Below are 17,346 nucleotides of genomic sequence, written 5' to 3' on the forward strand. Positions count from 1 at the left end.
AAAACAAAGCGGGGCTGCCATCACAGCCCCGTAAAACCTCACTTTGTCACTGCGCCACCCGCAACATACGATATCCAATCCCCACATGTGTCTGGATATATTTCGGCTGAGATGGATTTTCTTCAATCTTCTTTCTGAGCGTTGCCATAAACACCCGCAAAGAAGCTACATCATTGTCCCAGGCACTTCCCCAGATTTCTTTCGTAATATATGTATGAGTCAATACCTTTCCAACATTTTTTGAAAGCAAAATCAGAAGTTTATATTCCGTGGATGTCATATGCAGTTCCTGCCCCTTTAAATACACACAGCCGGACACATAATCAATCCGCAGGTCTCCATTGACAAATTCTTTTTCTTCCTGAGATGAGCTGGATTCCATATACTGAAGTCTTCGCAGGATCACACGCAGTCTTGCCAGAAGCTCCTCTACAGAAAACGGCTTGGTCAGATAGTCATCCGCACCTGCATCCAACGCCTCAATCTTATCCCTGTCTTCACTCCGCGCACTGATCACTATAATCGGCAGATTTGACCAGGAACGGATTTTTTTGATCACTTCCACTCCATCCATGTCCGGAAGCCCCAGATCCAGAAGCATGATATCCGGTTTCTGAGACGCTGCTTCCAAAATTGCCTGAGCACCGTTGGCCGCCGTATGGAAACGGTAATCCTGTGTCTCTAATGTAGTTGTAATCAAGTTTCTTACTGCTGTATCATCTTCTACCGCTAAAATCAATGGTTTATTCATTCAAAGTAACCTCCTCTGCCTGCAGTGTAAATGTAAAAATCGTACCATGTGGAACATTATCTGCTACCTGAATCGTTCCCCCATGCGCCTGTATGATCGACTTACAGAGGAACAGCCCCAGTCCAAGACCTCTTCTGCTGTCTGCAACTTTACTGTCTGCAGTATAAAACATATCAAAAATCTTTTCTTTTGCACAATCCGCAATTCCTTTTCCATTATCTGCAATGGAAATCGCGATCATCTGATTTTCTTTTCTTGCATAGATCTCTATTTTAGAGCCTTTCGGCGTATATTTCAATGCATTGTCCACAATATTAATAATAACCTGGATGATGAGACGGGAATCCATTTTTGCCAGAAGCAGCTCTTCCGAATGAATAAATTTCAATTCATAGTCCGAATGATCCCGGCTGATGTGTTTCAGCGCCCCCTCAATCACCTCATCCACCAATTCGATCTGCAGATTCAGATTCATAGTCCCGTCTTCCAGCCGCGTCACAGACAGAAGATTTTCCACCAGATTGATCAGCCACATGGAATCATCATAAATTCCTTTATAAAGCTGTTTTTGCTTCTCTTCACCAAGCGCTGACGCACTGTTCAGAAGAATCCCTGCACTTCCCGAAATACTCGTCAGAGGCGTCCGAAGATCATGAGAAATCGAACGCAGGAGATTTGCTCTTAACTGCTCATTCTTTGCCTGTGCAAGCGCTTCTTCCCGTTTTCTGTTATAGCCCTCTTTTTCCAATGCCAGTGCACATTCCCCTAAAATGGATAAAATCAGGTTCTGTTCATAGACATCCATCATCATCCCTTCCAGAGCAATTCCGATCACGCCATAGACCATGTCTTCGTTTCGGATTGCCAGATACAGGCAATGTGCATCCGGATACTGATCCATTCCTGTTCCTGCGCGTTTTCGATTCTCGAACACCCACTGCGCAGCCTGCCGTTCCCGCTGCTGCAAGTATAACATCTTGGCTGCACCAGGTTCTGCCATACAAAACCTGGGCTCAGAAAGTATTCCATCCTCTGCCCGATAATATATCACATTTTTTCCCATCATGCGCATCAGATGCCTTGCAGTCTCTTCAATCATCTCATCCGCATTCTTCGCCTTCTGGAGCATCTGATTCGTCTCCAACAGGATGCGGGTACGTAAAGCCATCTGCTCAGCCCGATACCCCTGCTTACGGATTTGTATGGTCAGGTTACTGACGATCATGGCTGCAATAAACACCGTTACAAATGTCACTGGATACCCGTAATCATACGAAGAAAACGTAAATCGTGGCTCTGTAAACAAAAAATTAAACAACAACACACTGAGCAGCGAATAGCATACGCTCCATCCTCTGTTGACCGTAATGATTGCAATGATCAGAACCCCTAAAATGTATACAATAATGATATTTTCTTCTGAAAATCCAAGATACCGGAATAAATATCCAATTCCAGTTGCTATAAAAAGGATCCCTGTCATTACCAGCAGCCCTTTTAAAAATCTTTCCCAGATTTTCATCTGTTCCTGTTTCATATCTTCGCTCCCATATTTTTCACTTCCTGTCAAATTTAACACTTCATATCTAAAAACTGCATGAAAACTTTTTTGGTTCCATTAAAATCTTATAAAGATTCTTTCTCTGCTACACTAGTATATTTAAATATGAAGACAATATCAACACATTATGACAGATAAAAATAAAAAAACGGTCATGCCGAATATAACATGACCGCTGTATACTATATTATGACAGAAAAAAATATTGTGCTGTCCCTTTTCCTATTCTTCGATAACTCCGCCATTTGCTTCGATCAGACCATTGATATACGCACTTCCCAGCGCCCGGTCAAAAAGACCATATCCCGGCTTTCCGCTCTCTCCCCAGATCATGCGTCCATGATCCGGACGGAAATATCCTTCAAATCCCGTTTCAACTAGCGCCTTCACGATCGCATTCATATCCAGAGAACCTTTTTGCGTCAAGTGACCTGACTCTTCAAACGATGTGTCCGGAAGAATCTTCACATTCCTGATATGCATAAAGCCGATACGCCCCATTGCGGAATATTTACGCACCATTGCAGGGATATCATTGTCAGGGGAGCTTCCAAGCGAACCTGTGCAAAGACACAGACTGTTTGCCGGGCTGTCCACGATCGACAAATAACGATCAATATTTTTCTCACATGTAATCACCCTCGGCAATCCAAAAATCGGATACGGAGGATCATCCGGATGTAATGCCATCACGACATCGCATTCTTCTGCCACAGGGATCACCCGTTTCAGAAAATATTCAATATTCGCCCACAGCCCTTCTTCTCCAAGCTCTCCATATGCCCGGATCAATTCACGCACCTCATCCTGTGTGTAGCTGGCATCCCAGCCAGGCAGATGGATATCATCTTTCAGTGGATCCAGCCCTTTCAGCTGATCCCAGTACATCACAAGACTGGTAGATCCATCCTCAGCTTCTTTATCCAACTGGGTTCGCGTCCAGTCAAAAACCGGCATAAAATTATAAGTAATACATTTGATTCCGTACTTCGCACAGCGCTGGATCGACTCACAGTAATTTTCAATATGACGGTCGCGTTCCGGTCTTCCAAGTTTAATCTCTTCTGTGACAGGAATAGACTCTACCACATCAAATACCAGACCATTTGCCGCACATTCATCAACCAGATGTTTGATGCTCTCTTCCGGCCATACTTCTCCCGGCTTCACATCATACACAGCAGAAACAATCGAACGCATTCCCGGAATCTGACGGATTTTATCGAGTGTGACCGGATCACTGTCTCCATACCAACGAAATGAACTCTTCACTTGAACTACCTCCTATACTCTTACTTTCACCACAATTTTCTTTACGTGACAGGAACCATTTGCTGTCATTCGTCTCGGAGCATGTCCGTCTTCCGGCGGCACGATTGCAAAATCCCCGGCTTTTAAAATGACACTTCCAAAATCCGCAGGTTCCTGATAAAAAATCAGATCCTTCTCTGCATCATACTCCACGGACGGAATCAGATTTTCTACCGGCTCGTAACCGAAACATTCTTCTCCTTCCACTACATATTGTACATCGAAGTATTCTTTATGACTTTCAAACGGACAATCTGCAGCATCCATTGTAGAATAACTCTGCACATTCGCATACACTTCGTTCCCGTCAATCGGTACATTTCCAACCGGCAGAGCGGCAAGATCGGTATCTCTTAAAAACGTAAACGCTTTTTTAAATTTCTCACTGAGATAATCGTATTTCTCAGCCAGTAAAATATTTGTCGTCAGCATCTTTTTTCCTCCTGATTTTTATCGGACAATACTTCCCTGTTCCATTTCCAGATTTCATCATACAGACCATAAGAAGTATTTTTATCATAGGAATATACAAGCAGTACGTCCAGCATATACGGAGAAACACTCAGCCCTGAAAGTTGTCTGGCAAATGCCATTGCCGCAATTTCTGACAGGCATGAGATCACAGAACGGTTGGAGAATGGTTTTCTCCACAGCTCAATTTTCTCTGTTCTGGTAAAAATTTCTCCTGCATATTGTTCCTCCACTGCATGAAACAATTCGTGTGCCAGCAAAATTTCCAACAGGCGCTCCTTTTTAAGAAGCGGGCAGCCGCACTGTTTTTCAAGCGCAGCCGCCTTATCTACGCAGTCTGTAAAGATTGTGATCTCATCTGGCTGTACATACTGTGCAAACAAAACCACCCCTCCTCCGGTCGGAACTTTCGGCATCTTTACTTTCATGCCCATTTTCCCGGCCAGAATCTTCGGATCTTCAGTCCCATATTTTTCACTGATGCGCTTCGCCCATTCCCGTCCGCAGGCATTTGCTTTCACAGTGTACGCATCTTTTTCCTGTGACGTAAACTTTCGCTCCAGGGGTTCTCTTGCAAATGCATAGCGTCCCCACGCTTCTTCTGTCACACCCTCCAGTGTCTGCACCATATCTTTCAATGGAATTTCCGGAAACTTTTCTGGTTCTTCCTGTACATTTCTGCCTGCCAGCGCATCCAAAAACCGGTTTCTTTTACCACTCTTGTCCATATTGCTGCATATTCCCTTCTATTATTACAGACTGTTTTTCGCTCCCACAATGATCACATCATCAGATGGATTGATCATCTGCATCTCAACTTCCATCAGCATCATAATCTTATCCAGATCAACAGATCCTGAAAAATCCATCACCCGGGCTCCGGCGCAAATATAGTAATCCGGGCGCAGGATGGCATCCTGCTGATAAATCGCCAGTTCTTCCCACATCTGAGAGACCACATTCCGGTAGCTTCCCGCTTTACAAAGAAGAGCTTTTCCATCATTTCTCTGCACTTTGATAAATCCTTTTTTATCCAGAATACGAACCGGATGTTTTCCTTTTCTGTCTGTACCAAATACATAGAAATTCTTTGTTGCACATTCTTCCTTGATTGCAGAAGGTTCTTCTTTTAAATCCTCTGCTGCCAGCTGACGTGCTTCTTCTGCTGTACATTCCTTCAAAAGATCGGTTGTCTTTACTTCTGTGGAGCCCAGCGCGATCGCTGTCAGCTTTGAAGTCTGAGGATCGATCTCGATATGAACATCCACACTGTCCGCTGCGGCACCACTTTCCACTGCTTTGTCAATTGCTTCTGCTTTGATCGAGCGGATATCTTCCGGTGTCGGGTTTGGAACCACTCGTTCCACTACATCACGTACCATTGCAAGTGCAACACCGATGGAAGAAATGACCTCTGCATTATCCGGAATGGAATAGCGAAGTCCCATTTTATCCGAACAGAATCCAATCAGGGAAGCGGCTCCTCCGCCGACTCCTACCAGACTGATCTGATCTTTCTCCAGGCGATATTTTTCTGCCAGTTCCATGATGATCGGTTCAATTTTCTCATAGGCTCTTGTCAGAATCTGTTCTGCAACCTCTTCCACTGTTTTTCCCATGTAATCTGCCAGAGGCTGCATTGCCTTGCGCGCCGCATTGGCATTTCCATAGGCAAAATATTCTGGTTTAATCAGTCCCAGCACATTCGCTGCACAGGTATTTGTGATCGTGATCCGCTTTCCGCTTTTCAGTTCGATCGCTACATAGTCCGCAGGATCTCCCTCTTTCGGGCTGAAGAATACGACTTTCGGATCCACGATTTCTTCTTCCGGAGTAAATACCGCATAGTCCATACCTGCAATATGTGCGGAACGTGGTCCCACATCTTTGACACCGCTCTTATCTGCCCGCACCATACTTCCTCCGGCAACACCGAGGACACGCACATCCAGACTGCTGATATATGTACGATGTCCGCCTACATTCGAATAATCAATGGCAGGACGTCCGTCTTTGATTACACCGATATTCGTCGTTGTTCCTCCAACTTCAAAATATACACCATTTGAGGCACGCAGATACATCAGACTTCCCATCACAGAAGCTGCAGGACCGGACAACATCGTAAGGACCGGACGTTTTTTCATTTCACTGATCTCCATAACACCGCCGTCACCTCTCATGATCATCAGAGGAACTTCTACCCCGGCGCTTTTTACACTCTGTTCTGTAGAATTTGCTGTATTGAGCATTTTCGGCAAAATGGACGCATTGATTGCAGCTGTACGTGTACGTCTGGTCAGTCCATAAAGCTTGGTGATCTCACTGGCTGCTGTCGCTTCCAGACCCATATCTTTTGCAATCTTGCAGATGCCGGTCTCATTTTCCATGTCATCCACACCGTAAGATTCACTGGCCACGATAACCTGTGCACCATCACCCACCAGAGATTTAATCGTATCTGTCACAAGCTGGTCAGACAGATTTTCATCACAGATGAAGCGGTTCTTAAGCCGGATAAAACGCCCGGATCCAAGGTTGATATCCTTCATATTCGTCTGCGCTTTTGCGATCCAGCCGCCCACACCTTTCGGACCGACACCGATCACTCCTACATTTGCCACATCTCCTTCGATCAGAGCGTTGGTCGCCTGTGTCGTAGAATGTGCAACAAAGATCACATCTTTCGGATCGATTCCATTTTCTCTCAGGCAATTCTGAAATGCCTGTACAACTCCGGTCGCAACCCCTGCCTTGTCATCATGTGTTGTTTTCACAGAAGACTTTCCGATAATTTCATGGGTCGCATTGTCGATGGCAACGGCTTTTGTATGTGTTCCGCCGACATCGATACCCATACGTACTTTTCTATCACTCATTTGAAACTCCTCCTTAACCAAACATAATGTAAGTGATGGCCTGCATGATGATACAAACAATCCATGCAACCGGCAATGTCTTTTTCAGATGTTCTCTTGTTGATACTTTTGCGTAGCTGACTCCCCATGCGATCCAGCTCTGTGTCATACAGATGGAAACATTCATTGTAATAGAAGGAATGACCATCAGCGCAAACAGATATGGAGTTGAGAATCCGATTCCTTTCAGGATTCCCAGTGTTGCTGCTCCACAACCGAAAAGTGTCAGCGGTCCACGGAACAATCCAAGTGGTGCTAAAAGTGCAAACGCAATACTGATCACCAGTGTATTGTGCGGAATTACATTTCCAAGCAACGCATTAAAATAAGGAACACAAAGTTCTGCTGCTTTATTGAACATCGGAATCATAAGCAGAAATCCAACCAACGGTGCTGTATCAACTACACCATCATAAAAATCTTTATTCAGCACACGGCAGGCACCCCGGAAAGATTTCAGTTTTCCACAAACTGCCAGTGCATAAAAACTTCCAATGATAAATCCGAGAATGATCGGAACATTCAATACAACCAGCAGTAAAACCGGAAGGATCGGTGCGATCAGCGCAACTGTCGGAACATATCCCGGACGTGCTTTTCTTGCGGCGGATGCACTCCATGCATGAACAGTTTTCTTCTTTCTCAGAGAAAACATGCACATCACGATCACCATGATCAGCTGTACAGCAAGTCCGATCCCTGCCCAGCGAAGACGTGCCGGATCATCATAGGTGATCAGCTGTTTTCCGTCTTCTCCCAGGAAGAATGCCAGAAACTGTCCGGTAAGTACCGGGTTCAAGTACATTCCGGCTCCTACACTTAACATAAAAGAACCGATAGAAAGTGTCTTCGGAATACCAAGACTCATCAAGATCGGAAGAATGATCACTCCAATCGCAACAACTGCCCCTGCACCAAATAATGTAGAGAAAATTGCCGTTGTTACTGTAGAAAGCAGGACGCAGATAATGACTGGTTTATCTCCTCCAAGCTCAACAGCCTTTCGAATCAATGCATCTGCAATTCCTGTCTGAAGCAGTACACGACCAAACCATGCACCAAACACAACATTGACAAGAACACTTCCCCATCCTTCCGGACCGGACTGGAACACTTTCGTGATCGCATCTACAAAACTAATGTCCGTAATTCCCGGATATGCAGCGATAAATTCCGGATTTGTTGCAAAAGTATTTCCAATCAGTGGAAGCACTGTCCAGATAATACCCATGATCAGCATACCCATCATCAGGTTGCCGCCGCGAACTGCGTAAACGGCAAGACCTACAAATGAGACGAGCAGCAGGATTCCTATTACATATTCCATGATATTTCCTCCCTAGTTCTCTCTCTTTTCTTACATTTTCAGGATGGATTCCCAAACTTCTTCAATTACCGGGATTCCCTGTTCTTTGTTCTCTTTGATATTTTTCAGCTCCAGTTCTCCCGGATAATAAACCTCTCCGCCTTCTTTGATCGGTTCCGAAGATTTGACATCTGCAAGAATCTCTTCTACTATCGCATCTGTCTCTTCTACTGTATTGAATTTTGTCGGATCAACAGCGATCATGATCTGAGTCAGTCCGATCTCATCTCCAAATGTTCCGATCTTCTGTACAGAATTTCCATTTGTCAGAACGGTTGCGATCAGATCAAGCACGATAGACAGTCCGCTTCCTTTCCAGTATCCCATTGGAAGGACTCTCCATGTTTTTTCGATTTCCGTAGGATCTGTTGTCAGCTCTCCTTTTGTATCATATCCACCCGGCACCGGAAGCTGTACACCTCTGAGACGGCAATCTTCAATCTTTCCATAAGAAAACTGAGAAACTGCACAGTCAATCATCGCATGTTCACCATTGGAACGAGGCACTGCCATGATCAGCGGGTTGTTTCCTATTTTACGGTTCAAGCCGCCCCATGCCGGCATGTTCGGCATTGTGTTGGACCAGCAGATACCGATACATCCATGATCTGCTGCGAGCCATCCATATGTACCGCCTCTCATCCAGTGGTTATTGTTTCCTAATGCAACGCATCCGACTCCGTACTCTTTTGCCAGTTCACAGGCACGATCCATTGCTTTCTTTGCATTCAAAGGCCCGAATCCACGATGCCCGTCCCATCTCTCGATGGCTCCCATCTGCATTTCACAGGTTGCTTTCGCATTCGGATCGATCTCCCCTTTTTCCAGATAGCTGACAACACGCGGAAAACGGTTCAAGCCATGTGAGAACACACCTGCAAGGCTATTCTGTGCAAAAATAACTGCTGCATTTTCTGCATCCTCATGATTGAATCCCCTTTTCTCCAAAACTCTTGTAAACTCCTGTACCATAACATCATATTGAACTCTCATGATAATCTCCTTTCAGTTTGTGAAAATATTTTGAAAACTCATAAAAGCGCTTTCTCTAGCTTTCATTATAGTTATCTGTCTGTTTTTGTCAATATAAGATATCAACTACACACTACTTTCAGCATATAGTATAATTTTTTAATCTGATTTTCGTGCAAATCGCTGATATTTTTTTAACATTATGCAAGCGTTTTCTTATATTTCAAAAAAAATAAGAGAAAGACTTTCAGATATTTTTCCAAAAATCTTTCTCTTATGCTTCCGCCAGCCTAAGTTGTCTGTCCTTCCACTAACTCCGGCTGAATTGTGCAGGATGAATATACCTCTGTCTTTTCAATCAGACTAGTCAACAGCTGAACACTCATCATTGCCACTAATTCCGGCTTATTATCAATTGTTGTCAATTGCGGTTCACAAATTTTTGCATATTCCGAATTATTATAACCGGTTACTGCTACTTCCTCCGGCACCTTGATTCCATAATGTAAAAGCGCTTTCACAACTCCTGCTGCCGTAATATCCTCTCCGCAAACAATTCCCGTAAATTTTTGCTTTCTCCGGATCAGCTGTTCGACCGCTTTTATACCACCTTCAATACTTGATGCGGTCTCCAGCACCTGCTGTCTTGCATTTTTGAGACCACATTTCTCCATCTCCGCAATAAATCCCTCACATTTAAGCTGTGCACTGACTGTATCCATATCTCTCAGATAATAAATCTCGCGGTGTCCCTTTTGAATCAGATGTTCCACAGCAAGCGATACTCCATACCTGTCATCGACCAGAACCGAATATGAATTTGGCAGTTCCAGCTTTCCATTGGCAAGCACAACCGGTATATTCTGCAGCAACCCGCTGATTTCCGCATTTTTACAAAGCGTATTAAACACAGAACCTACCAGTACGATTCCATCCGTCTTTTTCTCCCGTGCTGTCCGCAGATACTTGATCGTCTCTTCCAGCTCCCCGCCCGTGTTGCACAGAGAAACCTCGTATCCACGACGGCTGAACTCTCTCTCTATGGTATAGGCCGTTCTGGCATAATGCGGAACACGGATATCCACTGTTAAAACAGAGACGGTCTTCATCGATTTGCTCACCATTCCGCGTGCGATCGCACTTGGCGTATAATTATTTTTTTCCAGAATTTCTTCTACTTTTTTTCGGGTTTCCGGATTTACATTTCCCTTATGATTCATAACCCGCGAAACGGTTGAAATCGAAACCCCTGCTTCTTTTGCAATATCATATATATTCATAACTTCCCTCTTTCCAACATTCCATACCTTCATGAAAGGGCTTTTACAAAAGCATACGTGATAAAGCCAAGATTTGTCAAGAAAATTTCCAACAAAAATTCGGAGTTTACATCAAGATTTTTAATACTTTTTTCTACATACTATTGACTTTTCTTCCAACTGTTCATATACTGTTTATACAAACATATACAGTTGATAAACAGTCAACTGATACAAGGAGGGATACTATGGAATACCTGTTGGAAGTACAACATCTCAACAAAAATCTTAACACCTTTGCTCTGCATGATATCAGCTTTACACTAAAACCTGGATTTATCACAGGTCTGATCGGACAAAATGGCTGCGGAAAGACCTCTCTGATCAAAACTATTCTGAATTTGTATGAAAAAGATTCCGGAGCAGTCTTTGTAACTGGTCATTCCATGGAAAACGAAGAAATTGCTGCAAAAGATCAGCTTGGCGTTGTTCTGGATGAATGTCTCTTTGATGCAGACACCCGGGTTGAGACGAACGCCCGCTGCTTCGGTGCTCTCTATAGTCGATATGATCACCGCTTATTTCTGGAATTCTGCAGACGTTTTGATGTGGACCCAAAGAAAAAAATCGGCAAACTCTCCAAAGGACAAAAAGCACGTTTTCAGCTTGCCTTTGCATTTTCCCATGACGCAAAAGTGTTTCTTATGGATGAACCTGCGGCCGGACTGGATCCTCTGTTTCGCAAAGAACTGATGGGATATATGCAGGAAATCGTGGAGGACGGCACGAGAAGCATTCTTTTTTCCACCCATATCACCGAAGATCTGGATCAGATCGGAGATTACATTCTTCTGATGGATTACGGACGTCTGATACTGGATTTAACGCGGGAAGAACTTGCAGATCGCTATCTCCTTTTACATGGTACAAAAGAACAACTGGAGCAGTTAGATTCTCAAATGGTCGTTTGTCAAAATTTCGGTGAATATCGGAATTCCACACTGATCGACTCTGCCAAAGCAGAATCACTCCATCTTGGCGCTCTGACCGTCACCAGGCCTTCTCTGGAAGATCTGATGTACTGTTTTCACAAAGGAGGTGTAATCCAATGACAAAATTGATTATCCAACACCTGTGGTCTGATTTTAAAAAACACTGGCTCGGGATTCTTGTGACATTGGTATTGTGTTATATTGCTACCATTTTTGTGTTTACCTTTGGATTCTGGTTTTTCATGGTGGATTCAGAAGCTTACTTGCTTTCAGAGGCTGAACTGAGGAAAATGATACTGAACGGATCGGAGACCTATACACTTTTATACTTTATTGGCACTGCCGGCATTTTGTTGTCTGTCATCCTGATTTCCAGAAAATTTCCCGTCCGGCTGTTGAAACCAATCTATTTTTGTCCGGCAGATATGAGATTAAAAAGAAAATCTTTGCGCTCTTATTTTTGGAGCAAGGTTTCTTTTTGTCTGATTTTATTTGTATTACTCTGTCTGAGCTTTACCGGAAATCTGCTGATATTTTTCCAGACTCCCGAGCTTACATTGCTACTTTTTTTGTCCTGCTTTATCCTGATTGATTTTTCCATGAAAGCAGATCCCGGCAACCGGATTCCAAATCGTAAGCTTGATGAAGCACTGGAAGGAAAAGGAATGAGCATCGTCAATGTCTACTGGTTCTGTCTGCTTGCTTTGGAATATGTTGCTTTATTTTGCCAGAGCTATCTGCAGACCTCATGGAATAGCTGGATCATTGCACTTTGGATCATTGCTATGATCGGAAATGTTTTTGCAGCAGTTTACTGCATCCGTACTTTTTTAAACAATATGATTTCTTATGAAAACTTATATTTCCCAAAACAGGAGGTAACTGTATGTTGACGCTGATCTTACAAAGTCTGTGGTCTGATTTTAAAAAACACTGGCTGAACTTCTCCATTTTATTTGCATTGTGGACCATTTGCTATTTCACATTTGGATTTTCTACTCCTTCTGCCTCCATAGGCTTAGGACTTGCTTTTGTACTTCTTCTTTCAGTAAAATTGCCGATACGCTCTTTGAAAGCACTCTCTTTTTGTCCTGCTGACACAAAGATAAAGCGTCGGTTGCTTTTGATGTACCTGTTGGTTAAAATTTTGATCTGTCTGCTGATATTCTCATTGTTTCAAATTCTGGGCGGAGGTTTCCATTATTGGATAATAACTGTCACACCTCGTGAAACAATAACCTACTTGCTGCTCCTTCTCCTCCTGATCATCGCAGCTTGCTTAAATCATGCCATGCCTTCTCCAATTCAGTTAACCGAAGAGGGGCATCAGCAGAAAATTTTCAATAGGATTCTCAATTTTGACTTTCTGAATTTTATCTGGATCCTGCTGCTTGTGGCCGAATTTGCACTTTTTAAATATGCTTCCCCCAAAAATATTCTCTGGTTTCTGATCATGAGCATAAATATACTTGTAACCGCTTACTGCATTCACAGTTTTCTAAACAGCATCCTTTCTTATGAAACTTGCTTCGAACTGCAGGACTTTACAGAAAGGAGGCCTGGTACACATTGAACATTCTTTTAAAACCGGATTCCTCACTGCCGATTTACGAACAGCTTGTACAGGCATTTAAGGAATCCATGTTAAACGGGGAGCTTTCTCCAGGTGATATGCTTCCTTCCATCCGAAGTCTGGCAAAAGATCTGGAAATCAGCGTGATCACCACAAAGCGCGCTTACGAAGAACTGGAATCCGAAAACCTCATCTACTCTCATCCGGGAAAAGGATTTTTTGTAAAGCAGGTAGATTTTCGTACTCTGCAGGAAGAACAGCTTGTTCAACTGGAACATGCGCTCTCTTCCTGTATCGAAGATGCAAAAAAACTGTCTCTTTCTTTAGATGAGGTACAGGACTTGATACAACTTTTATGGAAAGGCAGGGATTAGGATATGTCTGAACTAATTTGTAATGAACTCGCAAAATCTTACAGTCACTTTCAGTTATATCCGACTTCTTTTCAACTGGAAAGCGGATATCTGACAGTACTTGCCGGGAAAAACGGCTCCGGAAAATCAACTCTTTTACGCTGCCTTGCCGGGATTGATCCGGCCTGCACCGGTGATGTGACGCTGGATGGAATTTCTTTAAAAAAAGAGCCTGACAGCTACAAAGATCAAATTGGTTATGTATCAGAGGAACTCACTTATTTTATGGAAAAATCCGCTCTGGAAAACGGAGAGCTTCTGGGCCCTTATTTTTCCAACTGGTCCATGGAACGCTATTATACGCTGATGGACCGGATGAATTTTTCTCCCTCCAAACAGCTCTGGCAGCTCTCCAAAGGCGAATACATGAAAATGCAGACCTGTTTTGCACTGGCACATCATCCACGTTTTCTGATCTTGGATGAACCGTTGGAAGGCTTTGATCCTGTCTTTCGCAAAAACTTTCTATCGATTATGCAGGATATTTTAAATGAAGATGTAGGAATTTTTATTTCCTCCCACATTACAGAAACATTGAAAAAACTTGCCGATTACCTGCTGTTTGCCGATAATGGAATTATTACGTTCCACTGTCCGGAACAAATGGATGCCTTTCTTGCCGACAAATTAAAACGCTCTCATACACATATACGAGACCTGCTGTCCCGTAATTCTTAGGAGGTGACTTATATGAACCACAATGTTTACCACATAGAGAAGCAAACCTTTCATTTTGGAGGATACTGGCTGTTAACAGGAACCTTGTTTTTCCTTTATCTTCCGACCTCCCAGTTTGAGATGCAGAACGCCTATCATGCTCTTTCAAAAGGATTGATCCCGGATCCTGCCACCTTTCTCCCTGTCTGGTTTATTTTCGGTATTTTCGTACTCTGCTGCTATCTCTGTTATGAGCTTTTTCTCATCGCAGAAAACGGAGTGATTTCATCCCGTGTTACCAGATATCTGACACTTCCGCTCAGGCGACAGGATTATTATAAGATCAAAGCACGGATCTTTTTTGAAAAATTCGGAGTGCTGCTTCTGACACTGGTCGCAATGTTTCATATTTCCTTTCTTGGATACAGGCTGCCTCTTTCCCTGTGGAAGCGCTCACTTCCGGAACTGATTCTCACCTGCTGCTTTTTGTTTTTTGCAGCGATTCTGATTTTTGCCGGATATCTGTTCCACGATCTTTACTGCCTGAAACATCATCATTAAAAATACGGATGGGCGTGTTTATGCGTCCCATCCGTATCGATCTACTTTTTCCGGTTTCTCCACCTCATATTTAGTTTATACAAAATAACGACCAGAATAATATATCCTAATGGCAAAATTACTGCCAGTGCAAGCACAACTGTCAGTTTTGACAGCTTTTTCTGCTCTGTTTGCTCTGATTTTTCAGCCTTCTTTTCCTGTTTTACCGACTCGATCTTTATTTTTTTATCAGATCCTGTCAATGCGGAAAACGCTTCTTCTGTCAATGTTGCTTTCGCACTCCCCACTGGCTGTCCGTGATAAAAATACTCTACCGCAGCCTGTCTTACTCCTTCCTTTTCATTTGGAACATACTCTTTTTCCAATTCTGAAAACGAAACGCCCTTTGGAACCACAACATAGGCATCTTCCTTGTCAAAACTTTCAATATCTGATGAAGTTTCACATTCCCTCAGATTCAGCCTTTCAAAATTTGTAAATGCATAATCATACATAAACCTCGTATCCGTATAAGCATCTACTCCATATGTATGAAGCACCACCGCTGCCAGCTGCATATCATTTCCTTCCGCCATCGTCACAAGCGTTGTCTTTGACTGATCTGTATATCCGGTCTTTCCCGCTTTCGCATTCGCATAGTAATAATAGTTTTCCGGCCAGAGCATTTTATGATTCTGATCCAGAATCCTTTCTTCCGCAGTCAGATTCGTCGGTGGAACTTTGTATTCCAGCGGTGTCTCCAGTCTTCGAAACTCTTCATTCTGATAAGCTGCCGCTGCAATTCTCGCCATATCATGCGCTGTTGTATAGTGGTTGTCATCATGAAGCCCATTTGCATTGACCCAGTTTGAACTGGTACATCCCAATTCCTGAGATATCCGGTTCATCTCTTCTATAAACTCCGCATATCCGCCATTTAAGTACTGCTTTCCTACATTTTCCGCCACCGCATAGGAGACTTCATTTGCCGAAGCCAGAAGCATCCCATAAAGTGCTGACTCCATGCTGATTTCTTCCCCGGGCTTCATCCCGATCTGCGCATCATCCCACTGCAAAAAAGAAATACTGTCCTCTGAAAACACAACGGTATCGGACATTTTCGCATACTGTAATGCAGTCAAAACACTCAACACTTTCGTAATACTCGCAGGATATCTTTTTTCTTCGGCCTTTTTTGCATAAAGCACTGCCCCGCTGTTCATGTCCATCACAATGCCGGAAGCCGCATAGATCGCGGGTCCCTGTGGCCAGTTCGAAATCTCGTTTGTATCTATTTTCTCCGCATAAGATGCTGCTTTTTCCTGGTTTTCCTGCTCCTGTGCAGACAGTACTTGTGTATTTTCCGTCTGCTCCTGCCCGGCCATCTCCTCTGCACACACAGCCACACCCGGTGTAAGAGTCAAAAGAATCGCTGCCAATGCGCCTGAGAGAACTTTCTTTGCTTTCATAATCTGCCTCCATTTTGTTTCAATTGGTTTTATTATACGCAAAATGGAGGTTAGCGTCAACGCATCAGAAATTTTTAAATCTTTCTAAATTTTCCCCGTCTTCTCTTGAGGATTTTTCAAAAACAGGATAGAATAGGAGCATTCGGAAGGAGGATTTCCATGAGTTCCAAGAACAACAACGAACATTTTTTTAATCAGGATTTTGAAGTCACTTATGAAGACGATCCGATCTTTCATTATGAAGAAGAACCACTGACAAAGCGTGAATTTCAAACCGTAGATTTAAAATCACAGCCAAAGCCCCGGGCTTCCGGTAAAAAGAAAAAGAATATTCAAATGCCGCTGCAGGGAGACGAGACCATTTTAATGGATCCGATCACAAATGGATCCGTTTCTCCACAGTCCGGCCGAAAAAACCATCAATGGGAAGAAGAACCTGACAGAAGAAAAAATCCATCACGTTCAAAACGCCCGACCTCTGATTCTGATGATTACGAGGATGAACGCCCCCGCAGAGAAAAGTCTTCTTCCAAAAGGAAAAGTGACCTGCTTTCTCCTGTAAAAACCACTGCAAAATATGGGGGAAAAGCCATTTATAAAACAGCCAGCATTATCATCCGTTTCGTTTCTCTTTTGCTGATCGCAGGAACAGCCGCTTTCCTGGCTTATAATTTCTGGCGCGGCAGTGCTCCTTACGGAGATCCTGTAACTGCAGTAGAAGAAAAGAATTATTGTCTGGCCGCTTATGCCGGAGTCGCCGGATTTTTTCTTTTATTTGAATGCATCTCCTTTTTATGGGCTATGACACGGGTTCGTGTCCGTGACGGCAGAAAGACTTATAAAGAAGATACCGGACGTGGACTTTTCTCATTTATTTTTATCTATGTGTGCTCTTATGCATCCTTTTGGATCAACCAGATCATTCCACAGTCTCCGGATGTGTTAAAAGGAATCCGCGGTGCTCTGGATGTATTCGGTTCCATGCACAATGCCCTGCTTGGGCTCTGTCTGGCGGGAGTCATTTCCTGTCTGGTCCGTAAGTATGCAAAATAGATTGAGAACGACAAAACGCCGCCGGAGGTACAACGTTTAT

17 protein-coding genes are annotated in these 17,346 nt (G+C 43.5%); 7 read left to right on the forward strand and 10 right to left on the reverse strand.

Annotated elements, in window-relative coordinates; translation table 11 throughout:
- Nucleotides 1-46: 46 nt before the first annotated feature.
- The 9 genes from FXV78_RS16930 to FXV78_RS16970 all read right to left on the reverse strand — a co-directional run bounded on the left by FXV78_RS16930 (nucleotide 47) and on the right by FXV78_RS16970 (nucleotide 10,630).
- Nucleotides 47-751, reverse strand: coding sequence for a response regulator (locus FXV78_RS16930; RefSeq protein WP_004842962.1), 705 nt, complete (start codon nucleotides 749-751; stop codon nucleotides 47-49).
- Nucleotides 744-2,288 carry an ATP-binding protein gene (locus FXV78_RS16935; protein WP_009244337.1) on the reverse strand — a complete coding sequence of 515 codons (1,545 nt, stop codon included), beginning with the start codon at nucleotides 2,286-2,288 and terminating at the stop codon, nucleotides 744-746. The genes FXV78_RS16930 and FXV78_RS16935 overlap by 8 nt, the downstream gene beginning before the upstream one ends.
- Before the next feature lie 246 nt (nucleotides 2,289-2,534).
- The gene (locus FXV78_RS16940; protein ID WP_004842960.1) at nucleotides 2,535-3,584 is read right to left on the reverse strand and encodes a mannonate dehydratase; all 1,050 of its coding nucleotides are present in this window, start codon (nucleotides 3,582-3,584) and stop codon (nucleotides 2,535-2,537) included.
- 12 nt (nucleotides 3,585-3,596) lie between these two features.
- Entirely contained in the window at nucleotides 3,597-4,055 is a 459-nt protein-coding gene (locus tag FXV78_RS16945; RefSeq protein WP_004842959.1) for a NanQ anomerase/TabA/YiaL family protein, read from the reverse strand.
- Nucleotides 4,049-4,822 carry a hypothetical protein gene (locus tag FXV78_RS16950; protein ID WP_004842958.1) on the reverse strand — a complete coding sequence of 258 codons (774 nt, stop codon included), beginning with the start codon at nucleotides 4,820-4,822 and terminating at the stop codon, nucleotides 4,049-4,051. The genes FXV78_RS16945 and FXV78_RS16950 overlap by 7 nt, the downstream gene beginning before the upstream one ends.
- A gap of 24 nt (nucleotides 4,823-4,846) precedes the next feature.
- A complete protein-coding gene (locus FXV78_RS16955; RefSeq protein ID WP_009244338.1) occupies nucleotides 4,847-6,973 on the reverse strand; it encodes a hydantoinase/oxoprolinase family protein in 2,127 nt (708 codons plus the stop codon).
- A gap of 13 nt (nucleotides 6,974-6,986) precedes the next feature.
- Nucleotides 6,987-8,339, reverse strand: a complete 1,353-nt coding sequence (locus tag FXV78_RS16960; RefSeq protein WP_004842956.1) for a hypothetical protein — start codon at nucleotides 8,337-8,339, stop codon at nucleotides 6,987-6,989.
- Between the two features lie 30 nt (nucleotides 8,340-8,369).
- The gene (gene yiaK / locus FXV78_RS16965) at nucleotides 8,370-9,371 is read right to left on the reverse strand and encodes a 3-dehydro-L-gulonate 2-dehydrogenase (RefSeq protein ID WP_004842955.1); all 1,002 of its coding nucleotides are present in this window, start codon (nucleotides 9,369-9,371) and stop codon (nucleotides 8,370-8,372) included.
- 269 nt (nucleotides 9,372-9,640) lie between these two features.
- Nucleotides 9,641-10,630, reverse strand: coding sequence for a LacI family DNA-binding transcriptional regulator (locus FXV78_RS16970; protein ID WP_009244340.1), 990 nt, complete (start codon nucleotides 10,628-10,630; stop codon nucleotides 9,641-9,643).
- Nucleotides 10,631-10,857: 227 nt separating this feature from the next.
- On the opposite strand from FXV78_RS16970, the gene FXV78_RS16975 reads away from it, so the two are divergent.
- The 6 genes from FXV78_RS16975 to FXV78_RS17000 are packed head-to-tail and all read left to right on the forward strand — an operon-like array spanning nucleotide 10,858 to nucleotide 14,805.
- Nucleotides 10,858-11,721 (forward strand): ABC transporter ATP-binding protein, encoded by an 864-nt coding sequence (locus FXV78_RS16975; protein WP_004842953.1) that lies wholly within the window; start codon nucleotides 10,858-10,860, stop codon nucleotides 11,719-11,721.
- Nucleotides 11,718-12,494: a hypothetical protein gene (locus tag FXV78_RS16980; RefSeq protein WP_004842952.1), complete on the forward strand. Its 777-nt coding sequence runs from the start codon at nucleotides 11,718-11,720 to the stop codon at nucleotides 12,492-12,494. The genes FXV78_RS16975 and FXV78_RS16980 overlap by 4 nt, the downstream gene beginning before the upstream one ends.
- Nucleotides 12,488-13,174 (forward strand): hypothetical protein, encoded by a 687-nt coding sequence (locus FXV78_RS16985; RefSeq protein ID WP_004842951.1) that lies wholly within the window; start codon nucleotides 12,488-12,490, stop codon nucleotides 13,172-13,174. Before FXV78_RS16980 ends, FXV78_RS16985 begins: the two co-directional genes overlap by 7 nt.
- Nucleotides 13,171-13,548: a GntR family transcriptional regulator gene (locus FXV78_RS16990; RefSeq protein ID WP_004842950.1), complete on the forward strand. Its 378-nt coding sequence runs from the start codon at nucleotides 13,171-13,173 to the stop codon at nucleotides 13,546-13,548. The genes FXV78_RS16985 and FXV78_RS16990 overlap by 4 nt, the downstream gene beginning before the upstream one ends.
- A gap of 3 nt (nucleotides 13,549-13,551) precedes the next feature.
- Nucleotides 13,552-14,265 carry an ATP-binding cassette domain-containing protein gene (locus tag FXV78_RS16995; protein WP_004842949.1) on the forward strand — a complete coding sequence of 238 codons (714 nt, stop codon included), beginning with the start codon at nucleotides 13,552-13,554 and terminating at the stop codon, nucleotides 14,263-14,265.
- Between the two features lie 12 nt (nucleotides 14,266-14,277).
- Nucleotides 14,278-14,805: a hypothetical protein gene (locus FXV78_RS17000; protein WP_004842948.1), complete on the forward strand. Its 528-nt coding sequence runs from the start codon at nucleotides 14,278-14,280 to the stop codon at nucleotides 14,803-14,805.
- A 41-nt stretch (nucleotides 14,806-14,846) separates the two neighbouring features.
- On the opposite strand, the gene FXV78_RS17005 is transcribed toward FXV78_RS17000, so the two are convergent.
- On the reverse strand, nucleotides 14,847-16,253 hold the full coding sequence (locus FXV78_RS17005) for a D-alanyl-D-alanine carboxypeptidase family protein (RefSeq protein ID WP_004842947.1): 1,407 nt from the start codon (nucleotides 16,251-16,253) through the stop codon (nucleotides 14,847-14,849).
- Nucleotides 16,254-16,412: 159 nt separating this feature from the next.
- Here FXV78_RS17005 and FXV78_RS17010 point away from each other — a divergent pair, with 159 nt between their 5' ends.
- Nucleotides 16,413-17,306 (forward strand): hypothetical protein, encoded by an 894-nt coding sequence (locus FXV78_RS17010; protein WP_004842945.1) that lies wholly within the window; start codon nucleotides 16,413-16,415, stop codon nucleotides 17,304-17,306.
- Nucleotides 17,307-17,346: the final 40 nt, after the last annotated feature.

Source organism: Mediterraneibacter gnavus ATCC 29149 (assembly GCF_008121495.1).
GTDB classification, from domain to species: Bacteria; Bacillota; Clostridia; order Lachnospirales; family Lachnospiraceae; genus Mediterraneibacter; species Mediterraneibacter gnavus.

What these genes read in the sequence shown, in the direction of transcription:
- FXV78_RS17005 (WP_004842947.1), bottom strand. Translation starts at nt 16,253, where the DNA reads ATGAAAGCAAAGAAAGTTCTCTCAGGCGCATTGGCAGCGATTCTTTTG.
- FXV78_RS16950 (WP_004842958.1), bottom strand. Translation starts at nt 4,822, where the DNA reads ATGGACAAGAGTGGTAAAAGAAACCGGTTTTTGGATGCGCTGGCAGGC.
- FXV78_RS16970 (WP_009244340.1), bottom strand. Translation starts at nt 10,630, where the DNA reads ATGAATATATATGATATTGCAAAAGAAGCAGGGGTTTCGATTTCAACC.
- FXV78_RS16980 (WP_004842952.1), top strand. Translation starts at nt 11,718, where the DNA reads ATGACAAAATTGATTATCCAACACCTGTGGTCTGATTTTAAAAAACAC.
- FXV78_RS16960 (WP_004842956.1), bottom strand. Translation starts at nt 8,339, where the DNA reads ATGGAATATGTAATAGGAATCCTGCTGCTCGTCTCATTTGTAGGTCTT.
- FXV78_RS16975 (WP_004842953.1), top strand. Translation starts at nt 10,858, where the DNA reads ATGGAATACCTGTTGGAAGTACAACATCTCAACAAAAATCTTAACACC.
- yiaK (WP_004842955.1), bottom strand. Translation starts at nt 9,371, where the DNA reads ATGAGAGTTCAATATGATGTTATGGTACAGGAGTTTACAAGAGTTTTG.
- FXV78_RS16935 (WP_009244337.1), bottom strand. Translation starts at nt 2,288, where the DNA reads ATGAAACAGGAACAGATGAAAATCTGGGAAAGATTTTTAAAAGGGCTG.
- FXV78_RS16995 (WP_004842949.1), top strand. Translation starts at nt 13,552, where the DNA reads ATGTCTGAACTAATTTGTAATGAACTCGCAAAATCTTACAGTCACTTT.
- FXV78_RS17000 (WP_004842948.1), top strand. Translation starts at nt 14,278, where the DNA reads ATGAACCACAATGTTTACCACATAGAGAAGCAAACCTTTCATTTTGGA.
- FXV78_RS16930 (WP_004842962.1), bottom strand. Translation starts at nt 751, where the DNA reads ATGAATAAACCATTGATTTTAGCGGTAGAAGATGATACAGCAGTAAGA.
- FXV78_RS16945 (WP_004842959.1), bottom strand. Translation starts at nt 4,055, where the DNA reads ATGCTGACGACAAATATTTTACTGGCTGAGAAATACGATTATCTCAGT.
- FXV78_RS16985 (WP_004842951.1), top strand. Translation starts at nt 12,488, where the DNA reads ATGTTGACGCTGATCTTACAAAGTCTGTGGTCTGATTTTAAAAAACAC.
- FXV78_RS17010 (WP_004842945.1), top strand. Translation starts at nt 16,413, where the DNA reads ATGAGTTCCAAGAACAACAACGAACATTTTTTTAATCAGGATTTTGAA.
- FXV78_RS16955 (WP_009244338.1), bottom strand. Translation starts at nt 6,973, where the DNA reads ATGAGTGATAGAAAAGTACGTATGGGTATCGATGTCGGCGGAACACAT.